This is a genomic window from Virgibacillus sp. L01 (assembly GCF_052246775.1).
Classification (GTDB): domain Bacteria; phylum Bacillota; class Bacilli; order Bacillales; family Amphibacillaceae; genus Lentibacillus.
Genome location: NZ_JBQQCP010000018.1, coordinates 1 through 25,038, shown reverse-complemented (window position 1 = coordinate 25,038; position 25,038 = coordinate 1). Strand labels below are relative to the sequence as shown.

The 25,038-nt window shown below is 37.8% G+C and carries 24 protein-coding genes and 2 riboswitches; of the genes, 8 read left to right on the top strand and 16 right to left on the bottom strand.

The genetic code is table 11. The features are described 5' to 3' along the window. The first annotated feature begins 6 nt into the window (after nt 1-6). Nucleotides 7-576, top strand: coding sequence for a class I SAM-dependent methyltransferase (locus ACTWQM_RS19740; protein ID WP_443259845.1), 570 nt, complete (start codon nt 7-9; stop codon nt 574-576). A gap of 123 nt (nt 577-699) precedes the next feature. Next, nucleotides 700-1,002 carry a transposase gene (locus tag ACTWQM_RS19735; RefSeq protein ID WP_443259844.1) on the top strand — a complete coding sequence of 101 codons (303 nt, stop codon included), beginning with the start codon at nt 700-702 and terminating at the stop codon, nt 1,000-1,002. A gap of 102 nt (nt 1,003-1,104) precedes the next feature. Here the strand turns inward: ACTWQM_RS19735 and ACTWQM_RS19730 are convergent, their stop codons facing one another. Then, complete coding sequence (locus ACTWQM_RS19730) at nt 1,105-2,172, bottom strand: tetraprenyl-beta-curcumene synthase family protein (RefSeq protein WP_443259843.1); 1,068 nt, start codon at nt 2,170-2,172, stop codon at nt 1,105-1,107. Nucleotides 2,173-2,264: 92 nt separating this feature from the next. Between ACTWQM_RS19730 and ACTWQM_RS19725 the strand changes: the two genes are divergently transcribed. Next, nucleotides 2,265-2,792, top strand: a complete 528-nt coding sequence (locus tag ACTWQM_RS19725; protein ID WP_443259842.1) for a gamma carbonic anhydrase — start codon at nt 2,265-2,267, stop codon at nt 2,790-2,792. Between the two features lie 58 nt (nt 2,793-2,850). Here ACTWQM_RS19725 and asnB read toward each other — a convergent pair whose 3' ends face one another. The 4 genes from asnB to metK form a co-directional block, all read right to left on the bottom strand. Further along, nucleotides 2,851-4,767 carry an asparagine synthase (glutamine-hydrolyzing) gene (asnB, locus tag ACTWQM_RS19720; protein ID WP_443259841.1) on the bottom strand — a complete coding sequence of 639 codons (1,917 nt, stop codon included), beginning with the start codon at nt 4,765-4,767 and terminating at the stop codon, nt 2,851-2,853. A gap of 126 nt (nt 4,768-4,893) precedes the next feature. Beyond that, nucleotides 4,894-5,658, bottom strand: a complete 765-nt coding sequence (locus ACTWQM_RS19715) for a hypothetical protein (RefSeq protein ID WP_443259840.1) — start codon at nt 5,656-5,658, stop codon at nt 4,894-4,896. Next, nucleotides 5,651-6,184, bottom strand: coding sequence for an RNA polymerase sigma factor (locus ACTWQM_RS19710; RefSeq protein WP_443259839.1), 534 nt, complete (start codon nt 6,182-6,184; stop codon nt 5,651-5,653). The genes ACTWQM_RS19715 and ACTWQM_RS19710 overlap by 8 nt, the downstream gene beginning before the upstream one ends. Before the next feature lie 115 nt (nt 6,185-6,299). Then, nucleotides 6,300-7,499 carry a methionine adenosyltransferase gene (gene metK, locus ACTWQM_RS19705; RefSeq protein ID WP_443259838.1) on the bottom strand — a complete coding sequence of 400 codons (1,200 nt, stop codon included), beginning with the start codon at nt 7,497-7,499 and terminating at the stop codon, nt 6,300-6,302. Between the two features lie 179 nt (nt 7,500-7,678). Further along, nucleotides 7,679-7,785: riboswitch (SAM riboswitch) on the bottom strand. A gap of 217 nt (nt 7,786-8,002) precedes the next feature. Between metK and pckA the strand changes: the two genes are divergently transcribed. From pckA to ACTWQM_RS19690, 3 genes are all read left to right on the top strand, one after another. Beyond that, complete coding sequence (pckA, locus tag ACTWQM_RS19700) at nt 8,003-9,595, top strand: phosphoenolpyruvate carboxykinase (ATP) (protein ID WP_443259837.1); 1,593 nt, start codon at nt 8,003-8,005, stop codon at nt 9,593-9,595. A 348-nt stretch (nt 9,596-9,943) separates the two neighbouring features. Then, entirely contained in the window at nt 9,944-10,744 is an 801-nt protein-coding gene (locus ACTWQM_RS19695; RefSeq protein ID WP_443259836.1) for an ABC transporter ATP-binding protein, read from the top strand. Next, nucleotides 10,737-11,540, top strand: coding sequence for an ABC transporter permease (locus tag ACTWQM_RS19690; protein WP_443259835.1), 804 nt, complete (start codon nt 10,737-10,739; stop codon nt 11,538-11,540). The genes ACTWQM_RS19695 and ACTWQM_RS19690 overlap by 8 nt, the downstream gene beginning before the upstream one ends. Nucleotides 11,541-11,563: 23 nt before the next feature. On the opposite strand, the gene ytkD is transcribed toward ACTWQM_RS19690, so the two are convergent. The 10 genes from ytkD to ACTWQM_RS19640 all read right to left on the bottom strand — a co-directional run bounded on the left by ytkD (nt 11,564) and on the right by ACTWQM_RS19640 (nt 21,795). Then, complete coding sequence (ytkD, locus tag ACTWQM_RS19685; protein ID WP_375053199.1) at nt 11,564-12,052, bottom strand: RNA deprotection pyrophosphohydrolase; 489 nt, start codon at nt 12,050-12,052, stop codon at nt 11,564-11,566. Nucleotides 12,053-12,067: 15 nt separating this feature from the next. Next, on the bottom strand, nt 12,068-12,622 hold the full coding sequence (locus tag ACTWQM_RS19680; protein ID WP_443259834.1) for a hypothetical protein: 555 nt from the start codon (nt 12,620-12,622) through the stop codon (nt 12,068-12,070). A 697-nt stretch (nt 12,623-13,319) separates the two neighbouring features. Further along, nucleotides 13,320-13,640: a hydrolase gene (locus ACTWQM_RS19675; protein ID WP_443259833.1), complete on the bottom strand. Its 321-nt coding sequence runs from the start codon at nt 13,638-13,640 to the stop codon at nt 13,320-13,322. 106 nt (nt 13,641-13,746) lie between these two features. Beyond that, a complete protein-coding gene (locus tag ACTWQM_RS19670; protein ID WP_443259832.1) occupies nt 13,747-14,577 on the bottom strand; it encodes an ABC transporter ATP-binding protein in 831 nt (276 codons plus the stop codon). Between the two features lie 246 nt (nt 14,578-14,823). Beyond that, on the bottom strand, nt 14,824-15,066 hold the full coding sequence (locus ACTWQM_RS19665; protein WP_443259831.1) for a hypothetical protein: 243 nt from the start codon (nt 15,064-15,066) through the stop codon (nt 14,824-14,826). 438 nt (nt 15,067-15,504) lie between these two features. Then, the gene (locus tag ACTWQM_RS19660) at nt 15,505-16,926 is read right to left on the bottom strand and encodes an o-succinylbenzoate--CoA ligase (RefSeq protein ID WP_443259830.1); all 1,422 of its coding nucleotides are present in this window, start codon (nt 16,924-16,926) and stop codon (nt 15,505-15,507) included. A gap of 79 nt (nt 16,927-17,005) precedes the next feature. Further along, nucleotides 17,006-17,824: a 1,4-dihydroxy-2-naphthoyl-CoA synthase gene (gene menB, locus ACTWQM_RS19655; RefSeq protein WP_443259829.1), complete on the bottom strand. Its 819-nt coding sequence runs from the start codon at nt 17,822-17,824 to the stop codon at nt 17,006-17,008. A gap of 37 nt (nt 17,825-17,861) precedes the next feature. Then, the gene (gene menH, locus ACTWQM_RS19650; protein WP_443259828.1) at nt 17,862-18,668 is read right to left on the bottom strand and encodes a 2-succinyl-6-hydroxy-2,4-cyclohexadiene-1-carboxylate synthase; all 807 of its coding nucleotides are present in this window, start codon (nt 18,666-18,668) and stop codon (nt 17,862-17,864) included. 11 nt (nt 18,669-18,679) lie between these two features. Next, on the bottom strand, nt 18,680-20,407 hold the full coding sequence (gene menD, locus ACTWQM_RS19645; RefSeq protein WP_443259827.1) for a 2-succinyl-5-enolpyruvyl-6-hydroxy-3-cyclohexene-1-carboxylic-acid synthase: 1,728 nt from the start codon (nt 20,405-20,407) through the stop codon (nt 18,680-18,682). A 2-nt stretch (nt 20,408-20,409) separates the two neighbouring features. Further along, a complete protein-coding gene (locus ACTWQM_RS19640; protein WP_443259826.1) occupies nt 20,410-21,795 on the bottom strand; it encodes an isochorismate synthase in 1,386 nt (461 codons plus the stop codon). A 232-nt stretch (nt 21,796-22,027) separates the two neighbouring features. Between ACTWQM_RS19640 and ACTWQM_RS19635 the strand changes: the two genes are divergently transcribed. Together ACTWQM_RS19635 and ACTWQM_RS19630 are read left to right on the top strand one after the other, a co-directional pair. Next, a complete protein-coding gene (locus ACTWQM_RS19635; protein ID WP_443259825.1) occupies nt 22,028-22,963 on the top strand; it encodes a 1,4-dihydroxy-2-naphthoate polyprenyltransferase in 936 nt (311 codons plus the stop codon). A 174-nt stretch (nt 22,964-23,137) separates the two neighbouring features. Then, nucleotides 23,138-23,527, top strand: a complete 390-nt coding sequence (locus ACTWQM_RS19630) for a hotdog fold thioesterase (protein WP_443259824.1) — start codon at nt 23,138-23,140, stop codon at nt 23,525-23,527. A 95-nt stretch (nt 23,528-23,622) separates the two neighbouring features. Here ACTWQM_RS19630 and ACTWQM_RS19625 read toward each other — a convergent pair whose 3' ends face one another. Further along, nucleotides 23,623-24,216, bottom strand: coding sequence for an ECF transporter S component (locus ACTWQM_RS19625; RefSeq protein ID WP_443259823.1), 594 nt, complete (start codon nt 24,214-24,216; stop codon nt 23,623-23,625). Nucleotides 24,217-24,394: 178 nt separating this feature from the next. Then, nucleotides 24,395-24,545, bottom strand: a riboswitch (FMN riboswitch). Nucleotides 24,546-25,038 lie beyond the last annotated feature (493 nt).

Genomic DNA, 25,038 nt, shown 5'->3' with positions numbered 1-25,038 from the left:
TCTAAAATGCTAAAAGGTATATTAAATTTTACACATCATCTTCTGGAAGAATCCGTAGACAAAGGCGATACAGTTATTGATGCCACTTGCGGAAATGGTCACGACACCCTTTTTCTAACTAAACTAGTTGGGGATAATGGTCATGTATTTGGATTTGATATTCAGGATCAAGCAATTACAAATACTAAAAATCGACTCGCCCAAAATAAATCTAACAATGCAACCATCATAAAAGATAGTCACAGCAATTTTATTCATCATATGCCAGTTGATAAGTTAACCAAACTTGGCGGAGCTATTTTTAACCTTGGCTATTTGCCTGGAAGTGACAAATCAGTCATAACCAGAAGTGAGTCAACTATATTAGCTGTTGAAGGTATACTATCCCATATGAAGCAAAATGGAATTGTTGTACTCGTTGTTTACCACGGACATGAAGGTGGAGAATCAGAAAAGGAACAATTGGTAAGATACGTGCACTTGCTTGATCAAAAATTGTTCCATGTGCTTTACTATGGTTTTATTAACCAAAAAAATGACCCCCCATTTATACTGGCGATTCAAAAGAGAAATTAATATCTGATTTTTGGCGAAGGTATCTACATGATCTCACACAATCGGAATAAAAGTACGAGCTCATCAAGAAGTGGACATCAATTTAATTAAAATCAATAGTTGTTATGATGAGGAGGATTTCCAATGGGCGAACATCGACAAAGATACAGTGAAAAATTCAAGAAAGAAACCGTTAAGTACGCACAAGAACAATGTCAAAAGAAGACTATGACGGATATTGCGGATGAGCTGCAGATTCCACTAAGCAGTCTTCATGAATGGATGAAGCATTATCGTGAATTTGAAAATGAGCCTGTTGTAGCTGAAGATCGTGTCAAGCAACTAGAACAACAGTTAGAAGAGAAAGATAAGAAATTAACAGAATCAGAAGAGGAACTAGCTATTTTAAAAAAGGCGGAACACTTCTTCAGCAGACAAAGGCGATGAGGTTCGAATTTATTGAGAATCATTGCTCGGAATTCGTAGTGATAATTCCCTATTTTACATCTATCAAAGTAAAGTGTGTCCGCTACAATAAACCCCGGGAAATCAATCCCGGGGTTTTCTAAATTTATAATATAACTTAGTGTTCCAATGGAAGAAACGAGCACTTTTTCCACTTATATGCAACAAATCCTCAGTCATTTGTGTTCCGTCTTCAAGCTTTTTCACCTTAGGATCTCCTAAATACAAACCAACTAGACCCTGATAAACCATTTCATGAAAACCCGAATTCGGAAGAGAATGGACGTGTTTAGCGGCCTGTTCTATAAAATAGATAAAGCGTTTCTTCATTTGTTTATGATTATCATAGAAACTACAGAAATTCAGATCTCCTTCAAGCTTATCTTCCTCTTGGTCAATGTAATAATCCAACAAAATATGTAAACCTTGAACATACGGGAAGTAACTATTATTAATATTGTCGGCAAGCTCCTTGGTCATGTAACCACCTAACGTGTAGCTTACGAGACAAAAAATGCCCAAAGTAGATCCTGCCGAAGCAGAAAATTCATACCAGCTTAATGAATCTTCCTTATTTGCTTCATACCAATTCTTCAACCGGGAGATGCGCTCATCTTCCTTAACGTGTTTATGCACCTGAAGGTCCCCATATAGTTGTTCCAGTTTCAAAATATAATCACGAATAATATCATATTCACCCAGATTCCGAAAAATCTTTTGACAGGTTCGTACGAGATCGGCTAAGTATTCCCCGTCAACTCGGTCTGTGCGAAGTTCATAATAATTTTTTATTGAATTTCCCGGACTTAGAGCATCAATCATTGCCTGGTGCAGTAAATCAAAGTCATCAGGATCCATCGAAGTACTTCGGTCACAAAGGTTGTCCAAATAGTCACTAACTGTTTGATAAGCAACAATAAAACGAATTGCTTCTTTCCATTTATGCCCAGCTAACAATGCATAGACAGCACCACCCAGGCAATGAAATCGCTTTGATTTAATACTCGCGAGTGCCTGTGTTCGTAACTCTTGATTCGGAATTTGATTTGCTCGTTTTTGCCAAAAAGCTAATTCCGTATTCACTGCTGGGAAGATTTTACGATAGACTGTTGCCATTAAAGTTAATGATGTTTTTGGTATTTTGTACTCCAACTAAGTTCCTCCGTTCCCAAGACAATCATTCGATAATTGTATGAAAATTTTGCTATACTACCTATATCACCATATTTTTTAGGGGGATTCAAATGATACATTCTTATAAAAATAATAAACCTGAAATTCATAACTCTGTTTTTATTGCAAACGATGCTACAGTCATCGGTGACGTTATTATCGGCGAGCAATCAAATGTGTGGTTCAACACTGTTATTCGCGGAGATGTTGCACCTACACGGATCGGTAAACGAGTGAGCATTCAGGATCTTTCTTTGATTCATCAAAGTCCTAACATGCCTGTTACAGTAGAAGATGATGTGACAGTTGGTCATCAGGTAACACTTCATGCCTGTACAATACGTAACAATTCACTTATTGGAATGGGGTCTGTGATACTTGATGGTGCAGAAATAGGTGAACATGCCTTTATCGGGGCTGGAAGTCTCGTACCACCAGGTAAAAAAATACCGCCTCATTCATTGGCTTTAGGAAGACCAGCTAAAGTTGTCCGTACACTTACAGACAAGGACTATGATGAAATGGAACGAGTAAGAAATTCGTATGTTGAAAAAGGGCAATACTACAAACATAATACAAACCTGGACTTGGAAAAATAGTAGCCAATAAGTAAAAACAGGCGGTATAGGTATACTTAACCATGCGCCTGTTTCCTTTTTAGACTATCGATTCTTTTGAAAGTAATTCAAAAGCTTGATCTGGTTTACTCAACTCATTGATATCAAACTTATTTTCGATATTAATTTGATGCCAAAGCATGAACATAAGAACTGTCCATATTTTTCTGCTGTAATCACCTTTGTCCTGACAATGGGCGTTAAGCAAATTGACAATATAGGACTTATTCAGTAAATGATCAGTTTGACTCTCCTGTATTAAATTTCTGGCCCAGTCATTAAGCTCATCTTTCAGCCAATGCCGTATCGGAACCGGAAATCCAAGCTTTTTACGATCAATTACATGGTCAGGAACAATACCTCGGAAAGCCTCACGTAAAATGTTTTTCGTAGTACCATTTGCAATTTTCATAGCAACAGGTAACTCACTTGCTACCTTGAAAACTTCCTTATCAAGGAATGGTACACGTAGTTCCAAAGAGTTGGCCATCGTCATTTTATCTGCTTTTAATAAAATGTCACCACGCATCCATGTATGAATATCCACATATTGCATTTGATCCACAAGTGGAAAATCTCGCACACGGTCATACAACTTTCCTGTAATCTGTTGATAACATGTATTTCCATTATACACTTTTAGAATCTGGTCTTTTTCTTTATCCTCAAACATTTTCGCATTTCCAATGTATCGTTCGCATAGTGGCGTGGTTCCACGTTCCAGAAAGCTCTTTCCACGTACACCTTCAGGCAGAACTTCTGCTACTCGTGCCAATAGACTTTTAGCTGGTGCTGGAATAGAATTAAACATTTTTAATGATTCTGGCTCCCGATAAATATTATATCCGCCAAATAGCTCATCTGCACCTTCTCCTGACAACGTAACGGTAACATGTTTGCTAGCTTCACGAGCCAAAAAGTATAGCGGTACACAAGATGGATCTGCTAGTGGGTCATCCATATGCCACATAATTTTCGGCAGTTTTTCAACATACTCTTCTGGTGAAATAATATAAGATATATTTTCAACGTTTAATTTGTCCGCTGTTTCTTTTGCCACATCAATCTCCGAATAACCTTCACGTTCAAAACCAACAGAGAACGTTTTAATGTTTGGATTGATTTTTTTTGCCATTGCTACGATAATCGTCGAATCGATACCACCGGATAAAAATGAACCAACAGGAACATCACTACGCAAATGCTTACTGACAGAGTCATACATGACATCCTGAATTCGTTTTATCCAGTCCTTTCTTTCCATTAGGACCGGATTAAATGTAACGTACCAATATCGTTTGAAAGCAATTGGTTTACCAGGGCTTTTAACAAAGTAATGACCAGGTTCAACTTTATTAATCCCAGCTGTCATCGTCATTGGTTCAGGTGCAAATTGGAAACTTAGGTAGTGCTGTAATGCCTCATTATTGACTTCTTCATTTTCCATTAATAACGTAATACTCTTCTTCTCAGAGGCAAATACGATTCCCTCCCCTATCTCATGGTAAAATAGCGGCTTAATACCAAATGGATCGCGGGCACCGTAAAAAGTTTCCTGCTCTTTGTCCCAAATCAATATGGAGAACATGCCCCTGAGGAACTGAAATGCATCTTCCTTATGTTTCGAAAATAATGCAGCTATCACTTCCGTATCAGACTCTGTTGTAAATTTATATCCCTCAGCCTGTAAGTCGTTCCTTAATTCCAAGTAATTGTATATCTCACCGTTAAAAACAAGCCACAATTTTTTATCATCATAGCTCAAAGGCTGCGCCCCATATTCTATATCAATTATACTTAACCTTCGAAATCCAAAAGAAACAAAGTCATCGTGAAAATAACCTTCATCATCAGGGCCTCTATGAGACATACTATTATTCTGATCCCTAAATAGATTTTTATATACTTCATTTGGTTTGCCAGGATTATTACGTAGAATACCTATAAAGCCACACATTGTTTATCCCTCTTTCTTGTAAAAATTTATTATGATAGTCTTTGCTGAATTTGAGATGTGTTTACTTTTTTTATTTATAGTTATTAAAAGTATTTCCATTTCAAAATTTATTAGACAAAATTGGGTTTAGTTAACGATCTCAAAGCTTTTTAGCATGTAATCAAATCTTGCACCATGACCTTCAGCTGCCTCTAAGAAATAGCTTTGTTTAATAACAAACACCTGGTCATTTTCTGTTTCTGTTATATAATATTTTAGTACTGGTGTGTCCCATTGCTGTCCTGTTTTTCCGGACTCATTCGTATATCCGGGACCAATCCCTCTGATCACGACACCATTAATAGGGGCATTAACTTGTTCTTCTTGTCTCAATTCCATTTTGTTGTCCGCCAAAGCGTTCTTAATGGATTCGACCATCTCTTCGGTGGTTGCGTCCTTACGCACAATCTCCATCGAAACTTCCGGATACCTGTCTGCCAGTTCCTGCTCGGGAACAATGCGATCACTGCTATCTCCTTCAACCATCTTATAGCGTGAATCATCAATATAGATGACATACCGGAGCTCTTCGTTTGCTTCCAGCTGTACGTCGGTATCTTCCTTATGCCCTTCAATTTCAATCTCCTGCTCCTTCTCCTCAACAAACATATCCTTCAGATTTTGTATCATTGCCTGACCTGGATCTGTCATGCCGAAAACAGCAATTGCAACGATAGCAGCAGCAGTTAGTCCGGAGATAATAGCTTTCTTACCTTTCTTTTTACGGGAGTCGTGAGAAGGAAATAGTTCCTTGTTAATTTTATTCCATGTCTCACTCTTTAATTCCGGAGCCGTGTTTGTATTTTTTGTAAGTTTATCTTCTATTTTTTTATCCAACTCTTTTTCATTCATCCTTCATCCCTCCCATCGCAACTTTTAACCGTTTTCTTCCTTTATAAAGCCTTGACTTTATCGTATTAACATTTGCGTCTAGCATCTTGGCAATTTCCTTCTCGGTAAAGCCATTTAAATACTTTAATGTCAGGATTGTACGATCCTTATCATCTAGTTCATCCAGCCCCAGCTCCAACTCATCATATTGCCGCTTGTTCTCGGCATTACGGTGTAACTGGTCGAGTAACCGATCCGATTCAATATTGATTGCCTGTTTAGACCTTTTCGATATATAACTCCTGCTTTCATTTAATAATATTTGATAAAACCACGGTTTAAATGGTCGCTTCACATCAAAAGATTCAATATTACGGTAGATTTTAATAAATGTCTCTTGAACAATGTCCGAGGCATCGCTTCTGTTTTTCGTAATCGAGTAGGCTGTTCGAAGTGCATAGTCTACGTGTTTTTCATATAAACGCTTAAAGGCTTGCTGATCACCTTTCTTTATTTTCTTAATAAGTTTGGACTCGTTCTCATTCAATGACTTACACACTCCCTTCAAAACGTTCCTACTATATATACGAGTAAAATCAATTAAAAGTTTTCGCCAAATAAAAAAAGATATTGCATGAGCAATACCTTTCTACTTTCACCTATTATTTTTTAACTAATGCTTGCAATTCTTCTACTTTATCTGTTTTCTCCCAAGGGAAAAGGATATCTGTTCTGCCAAAATGCCCGTATGCTGCAGTATTCCTGAATATTGGACGTTGTAAGTCGAGCATTCGAATAATACCGGCTGGACGCAAATCAAATAACTTGCGAACCGCTGTAACCAAAGCTTCTTCACTCACAACACCAGTTCCAAAAGTATCGATTGCAATGGAAACCGGTTCAGCAACTCCAATTGCATAGGCTATTTGAACTTCACACGTTTTTGCAAGATCCGCTGCTACAATATTCTTGGCTACATAACGAGCTGCGTATGCGCCGGAACGATCTACCTTAGTGGAGTCCTTCCCGCTGAACGCACCTCCGCCATGGCGCGCATAGCCGCCATATGTGTCAACAATTATTTTACGACCTGTCAAGCCTGCATCCCCTTGTGGGCCACCAATAACAAAGCGACCTGTCGGGTTAATGAAATACTTTGTTGATTCATCCAGCAGATTCGCTGGTACAACGGGACGAATCACATGTTCGATCAAGTCTTTCTCTATTTGTTCTGAAGCTATATCCTGATGATGTTGCGTTGAAATAACAATGGTATCCACCTTTACAGGATTATCATGTTCGTCATATTCAACAGTTACCTGTGTTTTACCATCGGGACGCAAGTAATCCAATATGTTCTCTTTACGCGCATATGCTAACCGCTTTGCCAATTTATGTGCCAGCGAAATTGCTAAAGGCATTAATTCCTCTGTTTCATTACAGGCAAAGCCAAACATAAGCCCTTGATCACCCGCTCCAATTGAGGCGATTTCCTCATCACTCATTTTACCTTGACGAGATTCTAAAGCATTGTCCACTCCACCAGCAATATCAGCAGATTGTTCGTCAATCGCTGTAAGTACTGCACATGTATCAGCATCAAAGCCAAATTTTGCCCTTGTATATCCGATATCTTTAATTGTTTGACGTACAATAGCAGGAATATCTACATATGTAGAAGTAGTAATCTCTCCTGACACTAATACTAACCCTGTTGTCACAGTTGTTTCACATGCTACCCTGGCATTTGGATCACTTGATAAAATTTCATCTAAAATTGCATCTGATATCTGATCACAAATTTTATCAGGGTGTCCTTCCGTTACAGATTCAGATGTAAATAACCGACGATTCGAAGCCATTTGGCTAAATCCTCCCCTAAACTTATGGTACGGAACTCTATCTTTTCAGTATATGTCCATTATTAAAATATGTTTTAATTAGAAAACCCGGCTTATACAGTACGAAAAAATTTAAACTTTCCAAACTGCAAACAAAAAACCTTCCCTGCATTCATGAGGAAAGGAATTGTGGCCTTTCGCTCTTATTGTTCAAGGATACATCCTTGCACCAGATTAGCACCTTTTCACTAATGTGACGGTTGCCGGGCTTCACAGGGTCTGTCCCTCCACCAACTCTGAATAAGAGAGTGTCCGTTCGACAATTATCGTATCGAAATAGCCTTGCGATGTCAACTATTTGCTAGTCACATACACGATTGCCACTAAAAATTCATATAAATAATCACATTATTAGTATGGACTATTTTGATTAATGTGTTATACTAATGATTAGATTTAGATAATTAGATAATTGAACGTTATCGCCTTTCCATACAAATCCATCAAAAAGGTAGGTATTACAAATGAAAACGGTGGAACAATCACTATTTTTAAAAGATTTACTTTCGCATAATAATTTACAAAAAAACCTTGCTGTACCTAATTTAGTTGAAAAGATTTTATCACGTAAAGAAGGTATGCTAACCGCAACAGGAGCGGTTTGTGCGACTACTGGTGAATATACTGGCCGTTCTCCCAAAGACAAATTCATTGTACGTGACGATATTTGTGAAGAATTTATCGATTGGGGTTTGGTGAATCAAGCAATAGATGAAGCGTCATTCGAAAGACTTTACGAGAAAGTTATCACCTATTTAAAGAACAAGGAAGAGCTATTTCAATTTAAAGGATATGCTGGTGCTGATGAAAAGTACCGCTTGCCCATCGAGGTTATAAACGAATATGCATGGCATAATTTATTTGCTCGCCAATTATTCATTACGCCGACAGATGAAGAATTAAAGACCCATCAATCCGAATTCACTGTTGTGTCTGCTCCTACATACAAAGCAGATCCAGAGGTGGATGGGACAAATTCTGAAACGTTTATCCTGATATCGTTTAAAAAACGAATCATTTTAATTGGTGGTACCGAGTATGCTGGTGAAATCAAGAAATCCATTTTTTCGATAATGAATTACCTATTGCCACAACGCGACATTTTATCCATGCATTGCTCAGCGAATGTTGGCCAGGAAGGTGATGTTGCATTGTTCTTCGGTCTATCCGGAACTGGTAAAACAACATTATCTGCTGATCCATACCGCCGTTTAATTGGCGATGATGAACATGGATGGAGTCCAAATGGTGTTTTTAACATTGAAGGTGGCTGCTACGCAAAATGTATCAATCTGTCTCAGGATAAAGAACCACAAATTTACAATGCTATTCGATTTGGTTCAGTACTTGAAAATGTAATTCTTGAAGAAGATTCACGGTTACCTGATTATGATGACACATCATTAACTGAAAACACACGAGCAGCCTATCCACTTGAAAATATTGATAATATTACTTCACCAAGTATTGCTGGTCATCCTAACACAATAATTTTTCTAACAGCTGATGCATCCGGAACATTGCCACCAATCAGCAAATTAACGAAAGAACAGGCAATGTATCACTTTTTAAGTGGGTACACGAGCAAACTGGCTGGTACAGAAAGAGGCGTAACAGAGCCACAAGCAACTTTCTCAGCATGTTTTGGCTCACCATTTCTGCCATTAGCACCATCAACATATGCAAAAATGCTTGGCGATAAAATAGACCAATATAACTCTAATGTATTTTTGGTTAACACTGGTTGGACTGGTGGTTCCTATGGAATTGGAAAACGTATGAAACTGTCATACACAAGGGCAATGATACACGCAGCGTTAGAAGGAGAACTCAATACTGTTGAAACTACCCACGATAATGTTTTTGGCCTTACAATTCCAATGCATGTACCTGGTGTACCTGATGAAGTACTTGTACCAAAGAATACGTGGGAAGATAAATCTGCGTATGATCTGGAAGCAAAATCACTTGCAATGAAATTTCATGAAAACTTTAAGAAATTTAAGTTAGCAAGTAACGAAATTAAGGAAGCAGGTCCTTTATACCGATCTGTATAACTATGGTTTCCTCATCCCAAAAGGATTTTAATATATGAAGGAAAATTTTTGGCAGCACATGCTGACAGCCGTTCTCGATTTTTCGAGGGCGGTATTTTTTGGCAGTTAAGATAGTAAAGTACGCTAACGTAAGAACCCCTTTAACGATATACAAATTTATATAACCTCATAATTACATAGGCATTCACACAATTTTATTAAATGACATAGGCTATGATGACAATATACAACCTAATATTTGTATTAATAAAACTTATGTATGTTTCATATATTTGCAAACTTATTGGAAAATCAGCTATTGAATAGTTAAATCTATATGTTCACCATTCAAACTAAGGAGGGAAGCCCATGACATTTCTTACCTTAGATCGCGTTTCACACCATTATTTTTCAAAAAATAATTATACAAAAACCCTCGACAATATATCTTTTTCCGTAAAAGAAGGCGAAATTATTACCCTTTTAGGACCCAGTAACTGTGGAAAGTCAACGATCCTTTCTATAATAGCGGGAATTATTAAACAAACCACCGGAGATGTGTTACTTCAACAGCAGCCAATCAATAAATCAGAACCGGCAATTGGCTATATGCTGCAACAGGATTATTTATTTCCTTGGAAAACAATTATAGATAACGTTCTTATTGGACCCAAGGTCGGTAAAAATCAAACAACAGCAATAAAAGAAAAAGCAATAAATCTATTGAAAGAAGCCGGATTAACAAATGTAATGCATGTATACCCAAGTTCCTTGTCAGCCGGAATGCGTCAGCATGTTGCCTTTATTCGATCACTAATAACTGATCCAAAAATTCTATTAATAGATGAACCATTTACTGCACTCGACTACCAAACTAAGCTAATGCTAGAAGAATTAATGTTACGATTACTTAAAAATTACAACAAAACAACAATACTGGTAACCCATAACATTAGTGAAGCTATTGCTATGAGTGACCGTATAATCCTGTTGGACGCTAATACCAGATCAACCGGAAAAACCTTTGAAGTCCCTTTGGAATTACGAAATGAAGCACCCTTTTCGGTACGAAGACATCCGAAATACCTGCTACTATTCGAAAAAATCTGGGAAGAGTTAGAACCAAACATGCTGGAAACAACGATAGTAGGCTACCAAAATGATGTTTGATTCAGATAAGCAACTATTTAAGGATTATAAAAACCAAGTAAACCATGAAAGAAAAATCATCATTTTGTGGCAATTAATTATACTAGTCTCCTTTATCGCTCTTTGGGAAATAGCTAGCAGAATGGAATGGATAAACCCAATGATATTTAGTTTTCCTTCTGAAATATTTAGCATATTATTAAAAAAGTTTTCAGATGGAACAATAATTTCCCACTTACAAATTACATTGATTGAAACAGTTTTGGGCTTATTAATAGGAACCATCGTGGGGATTATATTTGCTGTTGTTTTATGGTCATCATTGCGGCTTTCCAAAATAATGAAGCCATTCTTAGCTGTTTTATATGCAATACCTAAGGTTGCTTTTGCCCCCATCATTATCGTTGCAATAGGCCCTAGCTATGTATCTGTAATAGCTATCGGAGCAATCATTTCTGCAGCAATTACCACCCTGGTTATATATACTGCATACCGTGAGGTTGACCCAAATTATGAAAGAGTGTTAAAAAGCTTTGGTGCTAATAGAAAACAAATCTTCAGAGAAGCCATATTCCCGGCAGCCTTACCTGCAATGTTATCAATTGTTAAAGTTAATGTAGGCTTATCATGGGTAGGAGTTATCGTTGGAGAATTCCTGATTTCAAAAGAAGGATTAGGCTATTTAATCATTAGTGGTTTTCAAGAGTTTGACTTCCCACTCGTTATATCCATTCTGGTAGTAATTGCCCTTTGTGCTGTTATCATGTACAAAATTGCAGAGTGTATAGAAAGATGGCTTATTAAAAATACAAACTAAAAATCGCCTGTAATGGGCGATTTTTAGTTTTTCTCTCTTTTTATAAACTCCATACAATAAGATAATACGCCATCCTTCATAATAAAACTATACATTTTATTCTGCCTGACATTCTCTGGAACCTCTTTTAACATAACAGGTCCTTCTGTTTCATAATAAGTCTCTTGAGGAATTAGTTCTTTGATTTCAGCAAAGTAGACATTTTTAATAATGTTACCGCCTTTACCTGCAACATAATATTGGCCAATGTACCTTATCGAATCAATAGTTCCACCGGTTTCTTCCATGACCTCCCGAACAGCTGCTTCCTGTGCGGTTTCACCCTTTTCTACTTTCCCTCCTGGAAATTCTAATCCACGATCCTTATGTCTGGTTAGTAGCCAATCATTTCTGAATTTACAAATTACCCATACATGTTTGGGTTTTTTTGAAAAAGGATGGTCATCAAATGATAGCTTTACTTCATTATGGTAATAATCTTTGAATGTATACATTATTTCAACTGCTTTCATATTCGATTAGTAACATTAATAGTTGATATCTGTTATCTTCCATTTATCATTATAAGTGAATTCAATTTCCACCGTATATGACCCATATAAATCAGATTTATTCTCCTGTATAACTTTAACTACGTTATCTTCCCTTTGTATCATATCATAGTCATTTTTTTCATTAAACCATGGAGGTGTCTCAGTTGGTTTTATATATAATCCACTTGTCTTATTTTGATAATAATAATCAACATATTTAGTCGCCACATCTTTAGTCGTTACTTTTTCAAACTCCTCCAGCAACTCGTTCTTCGTGTTATAATTGACTACTTTGTTATTACTGTCAATATCCTGTACAAGTGTTTGCATAAACTGGTTTGTAAGGGAAACAATCTGGTCATGAGTAAGCTCTTTTTCAGGACTTTCCTTTTTTATGTCACTTACCTTGGAATTTTCATGGTTATTACTAGATTCAACTGCTGCCGATGCAGTTTTAACTTCAGTTGTTTGAATCATAAAAAATAATGGCAAAATAATAATACAACTGATAATCCTTTTTAAATACCTGCGATGTAAGTTTTTATACATATTTATCGCTCCCTTCGCATTTATATAGAAGCCCTTCTGATATACTATTCCTTTTATCCAGGACATATAAACTTTTTGTTATAAAAGAGCTAAAACCTTTCACTGTAAATACGAATAACAGCAGATAGGTGTTAAGTACGTTCATTCAATGGCCGGACCTGATGCATAGTTGATATAAACTGCGAACTGGTTGGGTGCAGTAAAACCGCTTCGGAAATACACTTCGCTTTCCGGGGACGGCTGTTGAGCCCTCTTCGTGCTGACGCACTCAGATGTCTCATCTAGGCCTATCCTCCCCCCCAGGAGTCTACTATTTCATGCGCTAGGATTTGCTCATTATAACTTGATAAAATAACTAAATATACATTGTGATGGATAAAGAGTAATATTACTAAACTAGCAGCTGGAATATGCGAGACTCCTGTAGGACAGCGATCCTAAGAGACCCCACAGGGAGCGTTCTTTTCGAGCGAGGAGGCTCGTGGTGAGCCCACGGAAAGCGAGTATATTCCAGAGCTGCGTGGTTAGGAAGCCTCACTAAATACTTCCAATAGGACTCCCATAGTCAGTTCGCGCTTTATATCTAATCAGCAACAAAATAAATCCGAACTAATTCGAATTCTATTTCAAGAATTTTGAATCATAGTTCGGATTTTAATTTGACTAAAACACTTTTGTTCCAGCCTCGTTCACCAAATCACGTGTGTCCGTCTGAAAGAACACCCATGCTGTCTATATGTTTTTTTGTTGTCTCATCACCTAAGTCATAGATCATCTGAAAAGCTTCTGTTATGCCTATGTCATAATCATCGTTTGAACTATCATTATGATATGGCACAATTGGGACATGGGATCGAAAGAATGAACGATAATCAGCATTATACATATCATCCATTTTATCGCGTAAAATTCGCACCTCATCTTCTGTTGCATGAATGACAAACTCTTCATTATTATCATATTTTAATTGAGATATTTCCTGACTTCCTAAATTAATATAAAATTTCTTTTTTTCCATACAGCACCTCCTGCTAATAATTTGCCTCAAAAGCAGGAGATAAATGTATAAATAAAATAAAAACCCATCAATCTGCTAAGACTGATGGGACAATTTACGATTGTATTCAATTAATTGCTGATTGTGACGCTCCTGCTCCATTAGCATAAATACATCGACCTCTTCCATGCGGGATACACATTGGTGTACCAAACATAGGGTCAAATGTCACATCACACTTCATTTGAAAAACTTCATGAACTAGTTTACATGTAACAATTTCTTCTGGTTTGCCTTGAGCAAAAACCTGTTTATCTCTAATAGCCACAATATGATGTGCATAACGGCAAGCAAGGTTCAAATCATGCAGTACCATTACAATAGTACGCCCATCCTTCTCGTTAAGCTCAAATAATAAATCAAGTACATCAATTTGATGTGTCATATCCAAGTATGTTGTTGGCTCATCTAATAAGATCGTATCGGTTTCCTGTGCCAAAGTCATTGCAATCCAAGCACGCTGACGTTGACCTCCAGATAACGAATCAACTGAACGATCCCTAAATTCCATCATATTAGTTGCTTCAAGTGCCTTATTAACAGCATTTTCATCGTCATTAGACCACTGTTTTAAGAATCCGCGATATGGATGTCTTCCTTGTTTAACAAGTTCCATTACTGATAAGCCTTCTGGTGTTACAGGTCCCTGCGGTAAAATGGAAAGTTTTTTAGCAACATCCTTCGTTCCCATTTTCGCTATATGTTCACCATCTAACACAACGTCTCCGCTTTTCGGTTTAAGTAAACGAGCCAAAGAACGTAGCAAAGTAGACTTTCCGCAACCATTTCCACCAATTAATACAGTAATTTCGCCTTTTGGGATAGTTATATTTAAATCATCTATTATTATATCTTCGCCATAGCCAAGTGTTAAATCCTTCGCTGTTAATGTTTGCATTGGAATCTCTCCCCATGTCTGCATTCTTACTCTACATATACAACTATTTTAGTATGTACATGCACAATTTTTCACCTTGCATTATATACACAGTTTATTTGGTTTTTGGATATAAGTCAATGACTTTGAGAATCATTTTCAATGAAAATTTATATTTTCAAAAAAAATGTTATCAGGATGCCACTTTATCGTTCCCGCATTCGATTTTGTAAGTAAGAGGACGCCCTTTGTAAGAAAGAATTACTTCTAATAGCTGTTGATAAACGAAAGACCATTTATTTTCATCTGATTAGTGGACACAAGAGCGCTTATTTTCCATAAATAAGATCCCTCATGTCCGCTGAAATTTTTGTGAGTGGCCATTACTAGTTGTTTGTATTCTTCTCGCAAATAGTTAATGGAAAATTTCTGTACTGAAAAATTAATTGGCAGCATTATATTGGTTAAGAGATCCATAGCAGTCATTTTCATCTTATAGTCATACGACATTTGATGTTGTTTGTATTATTTTTTAAAAAATAATACTTTGTGTAACTAGATTCGATTCTCAAGCCGAAGAAGTGGCAACAATATAACGACAATTTTGTGGAAATTTTATAAAACTCGGCAATCCCAGTCTTTAATAGTGACACTCCAACAAAGGACCATGCTACCCCAGGAAATAAACGAATGCTCCTGCGGGAAAGCGGCGAGGTTGGGAACCCACAGCGAGCGTATTTTCGAGCGAGCCAGACTAAGTAGGCTTGGCAAAGTCTGCACTAGCGCACGTCCTATGCATCGATGGCTCAGCGCAAGTCCTAAGGTGCGCGAAGTGTATTTCCGTAGCGGTATCATAGCACTAATATTATTTTTCCACAGTAAATCGCAATTTATATTAACTGCGACGCTTAAAAGTAATTACGTACGGAAAGTCATTCCTGCAATATCCTATAACAATTTACTCTTCACAATTTTATTTGACGCATTTCTCGGAAGTTGATCAATAAAATGAATCTCTTTAGGCAGCTTGTATTTAGCAAGTTTCTGACTGGCGTATTCCAGTATAACTTCAGCTGAAACAGAATTATCTACTGAAACTACAAAAGCAATGGGAACCTGTCCCCATTTATCGTCACTCATTCCAACAACAGCTGCTTCCCGGACTGTATCTATCTCAGACAAAACGCTCTCGATTTCTGTAGGATAGATATTCTCACCACCAGATATTATAAGATCCTTTCGTCGGTCCACAACATATAAAAAACCATCATCGTCAAGATAACCAAGATCACCCGTAGCTAGCCACCCATCGGTTAGAGCCTTTTCTGTTGCTGCTTCATTTCTAAAATAGCCGTTGGTAACCATTGGGCCTTTTACATGTATCTCACCTATTGATTTATCCGCTGCATCAATTTTCAACTGAGCTGGGAATAATGGCTTGCCAGAAGAACCTATCTTGTTCAAAGCATCCTTTGGACTTAATGTCACAATCTGTGATGACGTTTCTGTCATTCCGTATGACTGAAACACAGGAATATTACGAAGTTTTGCCTGTTCCAAAAGTGACTTTGGCGCTGGTCCGCCTCCAAGTAACACACAACGGAAGGCATCTGGAAAGAGATTGTCACCAAGCTGCTCAACAAGTTCCCTTAGCATAAGTGTAACAACAGAAACAATTGTCACACCTTTTGACTTAATCGCGTCATGAACACTACGCTTGTCGTACTTTTCAACTAAGTAAACAGGCATTCCATAAATAACGCTTTTAACAAAAATAGACAGACCACCAACATGGAAAATAGGTAATGCATTAAGCCACTTGTCATTATTATTCAGGCCCAGATTCAACATTGATCCTATTGCGCTCCACCAGTGATTACCATAAGTATGTACTACACCTTTTGGGAATCCCGTGGTACCTGATGTATAAATAATGGTGAATCTGTCATCTAAGTTAATTTCCGTTCGCAACGCGACTGTCTTTTCCTGAAGAGTTTTAACTTCGGAAAATGTATATACAGGTACGCTGAAATTTGTATCATGACTTTGGGCCAGTACATGTGAAACTTCTGCATCGCTGACTTGATATGCTAATTCCTCTTCAGTTAAACGAGTATTAAGCATGACAGCAACAGCCCCAAGATAACTTAATGCATGTATAGCAATTACCATATCAACATTATTGTTAGATAAAATGGCAATATGTGATTCTTGTTTAATATCTAATTGTGCTAGTTTTTGAGCAAAATGCTGGCTTTTTTCCTTTAATTCCAAAAAAGTTAAGTTAGTTCCCTTTTCCAATTCAATTGCGGTTTGATCTGGAGCAATAGTTGCTTGTTTTGTCAGCCAATGTGGAATTCTTTCAGGCATAATGCTGACCTCCTCATTCAGTAAATGAAAAACCTTTGCCTATCATAAGCAAAGGTCTCTCTTTAAAATTTATTTAAAATCACGGAAAGCGTGGAAATTGCTTAAAGTCTGGCTTTCTTTTCTCTTTAAATGCATCGCGTCCTTCTTTTGCTTCCTCTGTTGTATAGTAAAGAAGTGTTGCGTCTCCACCCATTTGCTGTAAACCAGCTAATCCATCTGTATCGGCATTAAATGATGCCTTTAGGAAACGAAGAGCTGTAGGTGATTTTTCAAGCATTTCTTCACACCATTGAAGCGTTTCATCCTCTAGCTCGTCCAGTGGAACTACTGTATTTACCATGCCCATTTGAAATGCTTCTTCGGCACTATATTGACGGCATAAATACCAAATCTCACGTGCACGCTTATGACCAACCATACGTGCTAAATAACCTGCTCCATATCCAGCGTCAAAGCTGCCTACTTTTGGACCAGTTTGGCCGAACACTGCGTTATCTGCAGCGATTGTCAAATCACAAACAACATGCAATACATGGCCACCACCAATAGCATAACCAGATACCATTGCCACAACTGGTTTTGGAATCGTACGGATTAACCTTTGTAAATCAAGAACATTCAAGCGTGGCACCTGGTCATCACCAACATAACCGCCATGCCCTCTCACTGATTGGTCTCCACCTGAACAAAATGCTTTGTCGCCAGCACCAGCCAAAATAACAACACCGATTGATGAGTCATCACGTGCGTCAACAAAAGCGTCAATCATTTCATTTACCGTTAGTGGTGTAAATGCATTGTGTTTTTCGGGACGATTCATCGTTACCTTTGCAACACCATCATACTTTTCATACGTAATTTCTTTATACTCTCGAACTTCTTCCCATTGTACAGTCATTCTTTTCCTCCTTTAAAAATAACTATGTAGTTTACTACTACCGTATTGAGTTATAAAACTCATTTACTATATTACCAAAAATTCCTGGCTGTTCCACGTGAATTGCATGCCCGGCATTTTCAACAATCACCAGTTTACTTGATGAAATGCGTTCTGACATTGATTTATTTATTTCAACAAATTTTTGATCATATTCACCAGCAAGTAACAGTACAGGAATAGTAATATCTTGTAATTGATACCACCAGGATGACTGTCGGCCTGTCCCCATATAGCGAAGTGAATAAGCCAGGCCTTCCGCAGATTGTGCTAACCTTTCATTACGGATTTGATTTTGAACATCGATTGGCAAACTTTTCTGCGTCTTAAAAAGTGAGATATTTTCCCAGAAATCTACGAATGACTTAATTCCATTCTGTTCAATACGTCTGGCAAGTTTTTCATCATGTTTAACACGGCTCTTCCGGTCATCATCAGAATTTAAGCCAGGTGAAGCACTTTCCAGCGTTAATGACCTAATTCGCTCTGGATAGAGCATTGCGACAGATAGTGCCGTCCTTCCACCCATAGAATAGCCTGCAAGATGAACTTTTTCCAGCTTTAAGTCATCGAATAAATCTATTAAGTCAGCACAACATTCTTCCATTGTTCTTGGTGTTTCTAAAGTTGTTTTTCCGTGCCCCGGAAGGTCAATCGTAAGAATCTGATAGTGATCCTGCCAGTCATTTATAAAAAAATTCCAAGTAGCAGCTGTACCTGTGAAACCGTGCAATAACACTACTGTCTCCTTACCTTCACCATCTATTTCATACCAATATGATGCATTATTTACTTTAAAATACACAGAATCATCCTTTAATTCAACAGTTCATTCTCAATTGCCTGCCATTTGCTTCGATGCCATTCCATATTTACGGATCTGTCAGTCTTCACTTCAATCACCGACAGCCCTTGACTCTCATAGCTAGACTGCAGCGCGTCTCTTAACTCTGAATCGCTGTTGACCCCAACATAGTTTCCACCATACATTTCAACTATATGTTGAAAGTTAACGTCCATTGGGGTGCCAAACAGCGCCTCAAAATGATCTTTGTAATTTACTTGTGGCAGAAAAGAAAAGATACCACCACCATTGTTATTAATTAAAAGTATCGTTATGTTAAGCTTATATTGCTTTGCTGCTAATAACCCATTTGAATCATGAAAAAATGACAAATCGCCAAGTAACAACGTAACAGGATCACCTGTAGAGGCTGCACCTAATCCGCTTGATACCATTCCATCAATCCCATTTGCACCACGATTGGCTAGTATATTTACTCTTTTAGGCGTTGTCATGAAAAAGGTATCCACATCGCGAATAGACATACTGTTACCAACATACAAGCTGCTCTCATCGGGAATAGCCTCCATTAGAACTCTGGTAGCGTCTCCTTCTGTAAGCATATCTGAATCATCTTGTTCCAGGAGATGTTTTTTGGCAACCTGATTCATAGATTGCCACTTTTCCAGCCATTTCCCATCAAACGTTATATTCGCGGCAGCCAAATCATTGCACAGTAAATCCGGTTTAGCATAAATAAATTCGGTTCGATTGCCCGCTGGTTCACGATAACTTGCTTCGCTTTCTACGATATACTGAGGAATTTCAGAATGTTCTTTTACATAAAAGAGGTAGGCTTTAGACACGGGCATGGCCCCAAAACGAATAATAAAGTCAGGCTTCAGTTGTCTACGAATCGAATCATTTCTTAATATTGCATCGTACCCCTCAATCACCTGATCTTTATGATGCTGACCAGATCTCACCTGTGATAGCGGGTCAGCCAGAATAGGAACTTGCCATGATGAAGCAAGCTGTACAACTGCCTCCGCAAACTCTCTATCAAGCTGTGGACCACAAACAAGTAACCCTTTTTGATGTGACTGTAATTTCTGGATCATATTATTCAACTGATCCAGATTTAACCTTCGTCCTCCATTAAATACGGGGTAATATGCTTGATCATCCTGCTTTCCCCACAAATCAGCTACAGTAAAATCCGGAATTAGTGGTTCACGCAACGGAAAATTTAGATGGACCGGACCTGCATTACCATCTACAGCAGTATTTACTGCTCGTGATGCTTTACTTCTTGCATATTCAAGCATTTTAGAATCAGCTTCTGGTAATGCCATTTCGTGAAACCACTTCGCATAATACCCGTACAATCCGATCTGTTCAATCGATTGTGGTGCTCCTACATCCCGTAATTCATGTGGTCGATCAGCGGTTAAAACGACTAACGGAACGCGCCCATAATGTGCTTCCACAATGGCAGGATAATAGTTTGCAGCAGCAGTACCAGATGTACAGACAATTGCTACTGCTCGTTTTTTCTTTTTGGCTAATCCTAATGCAAAAAAAGCAGCCGAGCGTTCATCAATAATTACCCACTGGTTTATATCAGGATGTTGTGTCATTGTCATTGCTAATGGTGTCGACCTGGAACCTGGCGAGATAACTACGTCAGTTAAACCACTCTGAACGAGCTCATCCACAAAGTTTGCAATATATCGTGTTAATACTTCTGTATAATCCATCATTAGCCTCCTAAAACGGACAGCATTGGCAGAAACTTAATATTTGTTTCTTCATATTCAGCTTGTGGATCTGAATCCTTCACAACACCACACCCTGCAAATAGTGATGCCTCATCACCTTGAATCAGACCCGATCTGATTGCAACAGCAAATTCGCCATTCTTGTTAGAATCCAGCCAGCCAATTGGTGCACCATACCAGCCACGATCCAACTGCTCCTGTTCACGAATAAACTTAAGTGATTCTTCGCGCGGAACGCCTCCTAAGGCCGGTGTTGGGTGCAATTGTTTTATAATATCAAAAATGCTGTATCCCTTCTTTAAAGTAGCAGTGACCGGTGTATATAAATGCTGTAAATTTTTAAGCGGATAGATCACTGGTTCCTTTGGAATTTGAATAGACGTGCAGTAAAGATCCATTGCATCTTTAATCATATTGACAACAAAATCATGTTCACTGCGGTTTTTATCATCGTGTAAAAGATTATAGCTGATCTTTCTATCTTCTTCTTTTGTCGTTCCTCTTGGTGCAGTTCCAGCTAAACATGTTGAAAGTAATTGTTGATTTTGCAGCTTGACCAACCTTTCTGGTGAAGCTCCTACAAAACAATCTCCATCACGTTCAAATGCAAAGATAAAACTGTTTGGCTGTGAAGTTATAAATTTATCCAAAACTGCAGTAATCGATGCATCGTCCGTCAACTTAATTCTTACCTCACGAGCAAGCACTATTTTCTCAGCCTTATCTTGATTAATTTTTTCAGTTGCACGTTCAACGGTATCCATCCATTGCTGTGGCGCAATTTCATCCTTTGAGTGGATTCTGGTTTGGTCTGGAAGAGTTGTTGAATAAGACATTAACGTTTCTTCAGCGTGTTTAATTCCATTAGCTAGCTGCCTGGAATGATCACCCTGATTCACTTGCACATTTGTTGTTACATAATACTTCCCTTCATTTACAGTTAAAATAAACTTTGGTATCGTAAATGAACTATGACCAAACTTTCTCCACAAGTCCGACTTTCGTATGCTTGGATCAAAAGACATACCACCTAAGGTAACCATACCTGTTCCAGGAACCTTGTACGGATTATGAATAATTGCATCCCGCAATAGTTTCTTCCATTGTTTTTCGGTATTTTGAAAACGGTATTCTTTCGCATCAATCTGAAATGCACTTCCGACGCCAACTATAAAAAACTGTTCTGAAGTGCTTGTCCAAAAGGTACGATCCATTCCCAATTTTTTAGCAGATTCAAAAAAACGAAGTGGATCTGTCTCATTTATTTCTTTTGTCATACTTATCATTTGTGTCTTATTAGTTGATTTAGCTTGATCAATCGCTTCTTCAAGTAGCGATTCAATCAGCTCTTCTTTAATTTCTATCATCAATCTTAACCTCCGTAACTTTAAACAATCACAAAGTACCATATCTATTTTATTCTCTTTTTGCCTGTTTCTCAAGGATTGACTTTTATTATGGCGGTTTAATGGAATATTTCCAATTGACACCCCTTGCTGAATTGCCTAAACTATATATGTTAATGTGATATTAGTTGTACTTATCCAGTAAGAAGTATTTATACTTTTTTGCTGCGAACAAACAGGGGAGAGAACATCCGTGGAATCATCAAATAAATCTACTATCAAACAGGAACTTAACGAAAAAAGCGGATTCCAGATCTGGTGGAGGCTGTTACGCCCACATACACTAACAGCTTCTTTTGTTCCGGTTTTTGTCGGAACAATGCTGGCACTTATTGATCATGGCATAAATATCTTCTTATTTTTAGCAATGCTGCTCGCATCTATGTTAATTCAATCCGCTACAAATATGTTTAATGAATACTATGACTTCGCTCGTGGGCTGGATAATGAAGAATCTGTCGGTATTGGTGGCACAATCGTTCGTGATGGTATTTCGCCCAAAACCGTATTACGATTGGCGCTCACCTTCTTCGGAGTCGCCATTTTGCTAGGTGTTTATATTTGTATTGAGTCAAGCTGGTGGATAGCTGTCATTGGATTAGTATGTATGCTTTTTGGCTATTTATATACAGGTGGGCCTTTACCAATTGCGTATACTCCATTAGGTGAAATCTTTTCCGGATTCTTAATGGGCACCGTAATTATCGGAATCAGTTATTTCATCCAAACACAAACACTTACAAGCACAGTAATCTGGGTTTCAATCCCAATAGCTATTTTTATTGGGGCCATTATGATGTCCAATAACATTCGCGATTTGGATGGAGACAAAGAAAACGGCCGGAAAACGATTGCTATTTTACTTGGCAGAAAAAATGCTGTCCGATGCTTAGCACTATTATTTGCTGTGGCTTTTGTCCTGACAACAGTTTACATTATTGTCGGAATGCTTCCAATATGGTCTGTGATTGCGTTATTGGGAATTTTTAAAGCAATTGATGTTGTCAAAAAGTTCCAGGGTAAATCCCAGCCAATTGAAATGCTGCCAGCAATGGTTGCAACCGGAAAGACGAATACCATTTACGGGTTTCTTCTCGGTATATCTTTATTAATCAGTAATTTTATCTAAAAGTACGTGTTCAAAAAGGAGGATGAAAATGACCGAGGAGTTCGAGGCAGCGTAGCTTTGAGTAGCGGAATGTATGCTTTTAATACATGAGCAACGGAAAAGCAAGCTAACGACGAAATTCGATGCGTCATTTTTACCGGACTTTTTGAACAACCGCTAAAAAGGAGCTTTTTAATGGATCTATCAAATACCTTAATGGAATCACTTGGAATAGAGGTTTCATCCCTTGATAAAAATCTGGTTATCATGACAATGCCTGTTGACCATCGAACATATCAGCCTGCAGGTTTTCTGCATGGTGGTGCAAACGTAGCATTAGCCGAAACCGCCGCAAGTATTGGTGCATATATGAATGTAAACCCCGAAGAGTTTAATGTATTTGGAATTGAAATTAATGCAAACCATGTAAAAAGCAAGCGTGAAGGACTCGTAACAGCGAAAGGAACTCCAGTTCACATTGGAAAAACAACGATGGTCTGGGAAATAAACATCGCTGATGAAAATGATGATCTAATATGTATTTCAAGATGCACAATTGGAGTAGTTCCTAAGAAAAACGCTTAAATAAAGTGACTGCGAACAGGCAGTCACTTTTATTTTGGAAATCATTTTACTGCATATATACAAATGAGAGTGCCACCTGTGACACTCCCAAAAAGCTAAGCTAAATTTGCTTGTTTTTGCTCAATCCATCTTTTCATTTTTATAAATAAAGGTACAAATAACAAACCTACTATAATACCTTTAATAATATTAAATGGTAGCACACCAAGTGATACCGCTAGCCATTTTGCGCTCTGGCTGATATCCTCCCATCCCATAAACCATGCATATGCAGGCAGGATAACAAGGTAATTTAGTATGCTCATTCCAATTGCCATAATAATTGTCCCTGTTATTAAACCGGAAATAATACTTTTAACACCTTTATACCTGTGATAGAGAACCGCAACAGGCACAATAAACATTACTCCTGCCAAGAAGTTTGCAATGATACCAATTGGATCACCAGCACCCGAAACGATTAAATAGAGCATGTTCTTTATTGCTTCTACTGCTACTCCAGCCATTGGTGTAAAAATTAAAGCAGCTATTAGTGCAGGTACCTCACTGAAATCAATTTTCAGATATGGTGGTAAAAACGGTAATGGAAAATTCAAGAAAAAAAGTACCAGTGAAATTGTTCCCAATAATGCTAGAATAATAAGTTTTAGTAATTTTGATGATTGCATATTAGTTGTTGTTTGCATCATCAACTCTCCTCCCTCATCTTTAATCGATTCACATCTGTCTTGTGATGAAGGGTAAGCCTATCCCTGTTTTATATTTTAAAATGCACTTAAAAAACATAAAAAACCCTAAAACCTAATCGGGGCTTCAGGGTATATATTCACAGGAAAACAGAGGCGCAAAACGCACCAATTTTCGGCTCGACATCTTCTCCCATCCAGACTGTAACTGTCGGTCCTGGACTCACACCAGGTCCACCGTTTGGCAGATGCCGCACGGGTCACGGACTTAGAACAATTAATAATTGTTCCTTACCGTCGGTCGGGAATTGCACCCTGCCCCGAAGATGGAATCGATATATAATTTTCATTTATTATACTATTATTCTATTCATTTGAAAAGCAATCTGTTTCATCAAAAATAATTATAAAAGTTATCATTCAGGAATTTTTATAAACCACTTTTACTTTCTTATAACCCACTAAACTCTGGAGTGTAATACTTGTACAGGTAAGCCTTAGTTTTCTCATGTTGCTGATTATATAATAAGTGCGACGTATTGGGTGGGAGAGCAGAAAGCTAATAACATTAAATAGATAACATACATTTTAGCCCTATTGTTTAAGAGCCTATTTTTAACAAAATGAAGATCCAGTTACTGTTTTGACGGATCCTCATTCCGTTATTTGCTAAAAAACCCTCGTTTTAAACCTGGGTTCGGATCCTCATTCCGCTGATATGAACAAAACTGTCAAGTCCCAAGCTGTTTTTCCCTTTTTTGGGCATACTTAATACAAGAAGCCGTTTTTACTTCTTTTTATGGGTTAACCGTTTTGGTTAGACTA